Source organism: Sinimarinibacterium thermocellulolyticum (genome assembly GCF_040327995.1).
Lineage (GTDB): Bacteria > Pseudomonadota > Gammaproteobacteria > Nevskiales > Nevskiaceae > Solimonas > Solimonas thermocellulolyticum.
The window spans coordinates 1-5,317 of sequence record NZ_JBEPIJ010000036.1; the positions used below are offsets into that span (position 1 = coordinate 1).

The following is a 5,317-nucleotide window of genomic DNA, read 5'->3' on the forward strand; positions in this document are numbered from 1 at the left end:
TGCACGACTACAACCACGAGATCCCGCACGAGTCACTACGCGATCTCACGCCCGTCGAATACCGACTTCACCACCACCCCGAGACCTCTAGTAATCCGTGGCACTAAACTGGGGGAGGCGACAGTTCTGTGCGGTACCCAATGCGCTATTGACGCCGGAAGGGTTTCTGCGCCCTGAGTTCTGGGTGCGAGACGCCACACACGCCAACCTGAACTTCGGGGCCGCATTATGCTGCGTGCCATTGAACGGCATCTCGCCTGAGCCTATGGTGACGCTGTCATAATTCGCGCATGCATCCCTACCAGACCGCTCCAGCGATCGCATTCTGGAGTCGGGCCGTTTCGAAAGGTTTCGATCCGCGTCAGGCTTGCAGCCGGGACGGGCCGATGGTCCGTGCGACCGACTTGCTGGCGTCGGTGGGGAGCTGCTTCGCGGCCAACCTTGTGCCCTACCTTGGGCGCGCTGGTCTGCGCTACTGGCGAGTCGAGCCGCCGCATCCCGCGCTGGCAGACACGCCAGCGGAGAACCCAGGCTACGCGAACTTCAGCGCCGCATACGGCAATGTCTATACGGCGCGCCAACTGCTAGAGCTCCTGCGGCGCGCTTTGGGGTATTTGCGGCCTGCCGAGGACCGCTGGTACTGCGACGGTAGCGTAATCGATCCGTATCGCCCAGGGCTGCGTTACCCCGCATCCGGTGACGCGGAGTTTGACTTGCTGACCGCGCAACACCTGCGGGCAGTACGCGAGGTTTTCCTGCAGGCCGCGGTCTTCATTTTCACGCTCGGTCTGACCGAGGCTTGGGTCAGCGCCGTCGACGGTGCCGTATTCCCGGCGTGCCCCGGCACTGTCGCCGGGCGGTTCGACGAGCGGAGACATCGATTCGTCAACTTCTCCGTGGCTGAGGTCGCGGCGGATCTCGACGCGTTCGTGGCCGAGCTGCGAAGAGTGAATCCGACCGTGCGCCTGATCTTCACCGCCTCAGCGGCGCCGCTGGTGGCGACTGCCACAGACGGGCACGTGCTTGCGGCCACTGTGTACAGCAGATCGGTGCTGTGGGTTGCCGCCGAGGAGATATGTCAGCGGCACATCGATGTGTCCTACTTTCCGGCGCACGAGATCGTTTCAGGCCCGCAGGCGCCCGAAGCGTTCTATGCTGCCCACCGGCGCAACGTCACCAGCGCCCGCTGTGCAGACCGTCATGGACGCCTTCTTAGCCGCCTGCGAGATCGAAGCATCAGCCGCTGCGGCAGCGGCGCGTATCCCAGCGGCGTCGGTCGATCCAGCGATGTAGCTGTCGCAGATCATTGCCGGCACTGAATGTGAGGAATTGATGGCCGATGAGACTCTTCAGAGTGCGCGCTGGTCATGACTGAGCAAGTCGTCGCAACGGCCTCATTGCCACCGCGCCGGCGCGGCCGCAGCAGCCTAGAGGTATTCCTGACCTCGCTGCAGGCCTTCATGTTGCGGGAGCTAAAGAACCAGTTCGGCCGAATGCGCCTTGGCTACTTTTGGGCTTTTGCGGAGCCGGCAGCCATGGTGGCGCTGTTGACGGTGCTACACGCCGGAATCCGTGGCGGACACGCCTCTATCTATGGCGAGAGCCCGGTCATCTTCTTCGTTTTCGGCGCCGTGCCGTACTTTCTATTTTCCAACTGCGTGAGCCGTGCGCAGGGAGTCTGCGAAAGCCTGAAAGGCTTGTTCAACTATCGGCAAATCAAGCCCATTGACGTGATCCTCGCGCGCTGCTTGATCGATGCCATACTCATGTCTGGTGTCGGCCTTTTGTTCGTTGCGGGCTGGGCCTGGAGTGGCCGGGAGATACATGTGGAGGATCCGCTGCGATTGGTAGCGGGCCTGTTCTCGCTTTTTGCTCTCGGCACAGCGCTGGGTTTGGCGTTCGAAGTCTTTGGCACGGTATTCATCGACCTTAAGCGCATCTTTGGCCTCATCATGAGGCCGATGCTGTTCATTTCCGGATTGTTCTTTACCATTGACATGGTGCCGCCCGAGTACCGAGCCTTCTTGCTTTGGAATCCAGTGCTCCATGTCGTGGACCAAGTCCGCGACGCAGTGCTCCCGGGTTACGTCTCGCCGGGCAGTTTCGCCTTCGTCTGGGCCGTGATCGGCCTTTTGCTTTTCATCGGGCTCGGCGGCTACCGCCGTTTCTTGTACCGACTGATCTGATGTCCTGTCACGATTCGTCCTTGTCAATGCGGTTTAGTTGCCACTTAGACCGATCGGCCTGGGAGCGCCCATGATTCGGATCAAGGGTGTCACCAAGTCCTATCCGCTCGCAGGGATGGCGAGGCATACGGTGATCCGCGACTTGACGCTGGAGATCCCCTCGCGCACGCACGTGGGAATCATCGGGCGCAACGGTACCGGCAAGACCACATTGCTGAGGTTGCTCGGTGGCATAGAGCTCCCGGACCGTGGCACCGTCGAGGCTGATGGCAGTATTTCGCCTCCGCTGGGCTTGACAAGCGGTTTCGCACAGAAGATATCTGGACGCGACAACGCCAAGTTCATCTGCCGGATCAGCGGCGATGACCCGGCTACTGCGCGCGAGCGAGTCGCCTTTATTCGCGACTATGCAGAGCTGGGCGAGTTCTTCGATCTGCCTGTGGAAACTTATTCTTCAGGCATGCGCGCACGACTGGCGTTCTCGATCAGTATGTCATTCGATTACGACTATTACCTCATCGACGAACTCACGGCCGTGGGCGATCAAAAGTTCCGCGCCAAGGCGCAAGCCTCATTCGCGCAGAAGCGGGGTACTGCCAGCGTGCTCATGGTCAGTCACAATCTCGACCAACTCCAGCGCGACTGTCAGGTGGGCTTATACCTGCGGGGCGGACAAGTCAAGTATTACGAAGATATCGGCCAGGCGATCGCCGATTACAAGATGGATCAGCACGCACAATGAGCGCCAGAAACCAGAACACCAGGCTCCGGCAGTGGTTTACAGAACATCGCCGGTTTACACGGTATTTGGCTGCTGTTGTTGTGCCGACCCTGCTTGTTCTGACCTATCTGGGACTAGTGTCCACTGACGGCTACGTGAGCCGCGCCGAGGTCATGATCGAGCATGACAACTCGTCCGCTGCTGCCGCGGAACTCGCGCTCGGCGTGTTGTCTCTCGGCGCGCAGAGAAGCAAGATCGATGCACTCGTCGTCGAGACCTTCATGCGTTCACGTGCAATGCTAGAGCACTTAGATCGCACGCTCGACCTGCGTGGTCATTTCAGCGCATCGAAGGTTGATCCTATCAGCCGCTTGAGCGCTCGTGCTTCCTTTGCTGACTTTCTCGACTATTACCGTGCTCGGCTGAGCACCAAGGTGGATGATGACACATATGTGCTTTCTATCGAGTTTGTTGCGTACGATGCCGAGTACGCACACAAGGTCACTGAGGAGCTCGTAAGGCGTTCCGAACAATTCGTCAACGAGGTCAGTCATCATCTCGCGCGAGAACAGTTGAATTTTGTGTCCGCAGAAGTTGATCGTGCGCATGAGCGCCTGCGTAAAGCGTCGCGCGCGCTGATCTCGCTACAACGTCAGTACGCTATTTTTAGTCCTGAGGCCGAAAGTCAAGTCGCCGGGAGTGTCGTGGGAGGCCTGTTGCAGCAGTTGGCGGCGGCGCGCACCGAGCGCAACACACTGCTTGCATATCTCAATCCTCAGGCCGCCGAAGTTGTCTCCGTCACGGCTCGGATCGAGGCGCTGGAGCGCCAAGTTGCCGAGGAGCGCGCGCGTTTGGTCGGCAGTGACGATCCGGGGCTCAACGACATTATGCTGGCGTATCAGGACGCACAGGTGGAGCTGACTTTGGCCAGCGAGATCTACAAGACTGCCCTTGCGACGCTTGAGGCCACCAGGTTGGACACAGCACGTAAGGTCAAGTACCTCGTCTCACTATCGGCGCCCAGTTTGCCGGACTCGGTCGAGCGACCGCTGACCCTGTACTGGACCTGCACGATATTCGTGGTCCTCAATCTTGCCTACTTCGTGATGAGCCTGATCATTGCCACAATTCAGGATCACCGAGAATGAACCCGCTTCCTCGCCTGCTCGTTCACTTCTCACTTGCTTTTGCTGCCACCGTTCAGGCACAGCCGCCGGTACCGTCCCCTTCACCCGTGCCGGTGCTCGCGGCAAAAGCTCCACCGATCGCGTCGGCAACGGTCACAGAAGCGCCACGAAACGGCGATGGGGTGTTCGGTGCGTCGCTGTTCCGTGGTCGCTTCGCAGCCGAGTCGGTGAAGGGATTCAATCCAGACTATACGATCAGCATCGGTGATCGCGTCGACTTGAAGCTCTGGGGTGCAACGGAGTTTTCGGCGATACTCGAGGTGGATGCACAGGGCAATATCTTCGTGCCCCGCGTTGGTCCTATTGCAGTGGCCAACGTGCGCAATGGCGAACTCAACGAGTTGATCGCGGCGCGCATACGATCGGTCTACAGAGACAATGTCGGCGTCTACGCTTCGCTCGCTGCGGCTGAGCCCGTCAGGGTTTTCGTGACCGGCTATGTGGTGTCGCCAGGGATGTATGGCGCCTATGCGTCTGATTCACTGCTGCACTATCTCGACAAGGCCGGCGGTATTGACTTGCAGACCGGTAGCTTTTTGGACGTGCGTGTGCTCCGGGGTGGACAGCCAGTTGCGCGTTTCAATCTGTACGATTTCCTTTTGCGTGGTGAGTTGCCGCTGTTCCAGTTCCGGAATGGCGATACCATCGTCGTTTGGCCCAAGAAGTCCACAGTCAAGGTATCTGGGTTGGTTCGTAACGCGGGCCAGTTTGAGTTCGAGCAACGCACTTCGCTTAAGGGCTTGTTGGATATGGCAGGCCTGGATCAACGCGCAACTCACGTGCTGCTTCAGCGTAACCAAACTCCTCAGCGCGAAGCAGAGTATCTACCGATCGATGAACGGCTGGACAGCGTGCATGTATCGTCTGGTGACGAGGTCATCGTCTTTGCTGATCGCCAGATTGCGACCATCATCCTTACCGTCGAGGGTGAGTTCGAAGGGCTGAGCCAAATCGCACTCCCATACGAAAGCACCTTGGCGGACCTCATGGGGCACGTAGATACGAACGCCCGCTCCAATCTCAATGGACTGCAGCTCTACAGACGCAGCATCGCTGACCGGCAGAGGCAGGTGCTCGACCAAATGCTGCGCAAACTCGAGGCGTAAGCTTCCCCGCCGCGGCGACAACTTGAAAGTAGAGCTTTCTGGCATCGTACAGCCAGGAGGTTCTGATGAAGAAGTCGCGTTTCACCGAAACCCAGATCGTTGCGATCCTGAAGCACG

5 protein-coding genes are annotated in these 5,317 nt (G+C 59.2%); all 5 read left to right on the forward strand.

Annotated elements, in window-relative coordinates; all coding sequences use genetic code 11:
• Positions 1-290: 290 nt before the first annotated feature.
• Complete coding sequence (locus ABSH63_RS15555; protein ID WP_352891003.1) at positions 291-1,319, forward strand: GSCFA domain-containing protein; 1,029 nt, start codon at positions 291-293, stop codon at positions 1,317-1,319.
• Positions 1,320-1,367: 48 nt separating this feature from the next.
• The gene (locus ABSH63_RS15560) at positions 1,368-2,186 is read left to right on the forward strand and encodes an ABC transporter permease (RefSeq protein ID WP_352891005.1); all 819 of its coding nucleotides are present in this window, start codon (positions 1,368-1,370) and stop codon (positions 2,184-2,186) included.
• A gap of 70 nt (positions 2,187-2,256) precedes the next feature.
• Complete coding sequence (locus ABSH63_RS15565; protein WP_352891007.1) at positions 2,257-2,928, forward strand: ABC transporter ATP-binding protein; 672 nt, start codon at positions 2,257-2,259, stop codon at positions 2,926-2,928.
• Entirely contained in the window at positions 2,925-4,055 is a 1,131-nt protein-coding gene (locus ABSH63_RS15570; protein ID WP_352891009.1) for a KpsE/RkpR family capsule polysaccharide export protein, read from the forward strand. Before ABSH63_RS15565 ends, ABSH63_RS15570 begins: the two co-directional genes overlap by 4 nt.
• Complete coding sequence (locus tag ABSH63_RS15575) at positions 4,052-5,200, forward strand: polysaccharide biosynthesis/export family protein (protein ID WP_352891011.1); 1,149 nt, start codon at positions 4,052-4,054, stop codon at positions 5,198-5,200. Before ABSH63_RS15570 ends, ABSH63_RS15575 begins: the two co-directional genes overlap by 4 nt.
• Positions 5,201-5,317: the final 117 nt, after the last annotated feature.

Bases quoted from the DNA above. Each gene is read 5' to 3' on its own strand.
- ABSH63_RS15575 (WP_352891011.1), top strand. From the start codon at position 4,052: ATGAACCCGCTTCCTCGCCTGCTCGTTCACTTCTCACTTGCTTTTGCT.
- ABSH63_RS15555 (WP_352891003.1), top strand. From the start codon at position 291: ATGCATCCCTACCAGACCGCTCCAGCGATCGCATTCTGGAGTCGGGCC.
- ABSH63_RS15560 (WP_352891005.1), top strand. From the start codon at position 1,368: ATGACTGAGCAAGTCGTCGCAACGGCCTCATTGCCACCGCGCCGGCGC.
- ABSH63_RS15570 (WP_352891009.1), top strand. From the start codon at position 2,925: ATGAGCGCCAGAAACCAGAACACCAGGCTCCGGCAGTGGTTTACAGAA.
- ABSH63_RS15565 (WP_352891007.1), top strand. From the start codon at position 2,257: ATGATTCGGATCAAGGGTGTCACCAAGTCCTATCCGCTCGCAGGGATG.